The sequence below is a fragment of the Christiangramia lutea genome (assembly GCF_022489035.1).
GTDB lineage: Bacteria > Bacteroidota > Bacteroidia > Flavobacteriales > Flavobacteriaceae > Christiangramia > Christiangramia lutea.
The window spans coordinates 1-914 of the sequence record NZ_JAKVTV010000025.1 but is presented as its reverse complement, the minus strand read 5'-3'; the positions used below and the strand labels follow the sequence as shown (position 1 = coordinate 914).

At 30.1% G+C, this 914-nt stretch carries 2 protein-coding genes; both read left to right on the top strand.

The features are described 5' to 3' along the window. The first annotated feature begins 115 nt into the window (after nt 1-115). A complete protein-coding gene (locus ML462_RS15995) occupies nt 116-367 on the top strand; it encodes a DUF6364 family protein (RefSeq protein WP_240714838.1) in 252 nt (83 codons plus the stop codon). Continuing rightward, entirely contained in the window at nt 367-789 is a 423-nt protein-coding gene (locus tag ML462_RS15990) for a type II toxin-antitoxin system VapC family toxin (RefSeq protein ID WP_240714837.1), read from the top strand. The genes ML462_RS15995 and ML462_RS15990 overlap by 1 nt, the downstream gene beginning before the upstream one ends. Nucleotides 790-914 lie beyond the last annotated feature (125 nt).

Genomic DNA, 914 nt, shown 5'->3' with positions numbered 1-914 from the left:
CCGAGACCGTTAGCTACAAGCGGATTCAATGAAAATCGTGTAAATAATTAAAAAATAACACGTGTTAACAAAATTCTTCTTTATATTTGTATCTATAACTTTCAATTGAAAAGTGATGAATACAAAACTGACATTAACGATAGAACAAGAAATAATAAAAAGGGCAAAAGATTACGCTAAAGAAAAAAATCGTAGTCTTTCAGACATCATTGAAAATTATTTAAAAGTCCTTACAAAAGAAGAACAAAAACAAAAGGATAAAAAACTAAATCCTGTAGTGAAATCTTTAAAGGGATCTTTCAAAATGCCCAAAAATATGGACTACAAAAAAGAACTTAGAAATCGCTTAGAAGAAAAATATAAATAATGGATAATGTTCTTATTGATACAGATGTCATTTTAGATTTCTTCTTTGACAGAGAACCATTTGCGGAATTTGCAACAGATATTTTAAACTTATGCGAGGAGAATAAAATAAAAGGTTTTACAACTCCCGTAATTATTTGCAACACATATTATTTATTAAGAAAAACAGCAAAACACGATATCGTAATTGAAAAAATAAAACAACTTTTGACAATTATAGATGTTTTGAAAATAGATAAAGAAGTAGTACTCGATTCCTTAAATTCAAATTTCAAAGATTTTGAAGATGCTCTCCAAAATTATTCAGCAGTCAAAAATGGTAAAATAAGCATTGTTTTAACCAGGAATATTAAAGATTACAAAAAGAGTGAATTAGCAGTAATGACTCCTGAAACATATTTACGTGGAACCGCCAGTAGCTAACAACGGTTAATCGCCAATAAGCGGTAGCATTAGAAGGAAAATAATTAACTTGACCAACAAACCAATAATAAGCCGACAAATCCGCGTCCCTTACTCCGCCAACTGGCGATAACCGAAACCGTTAC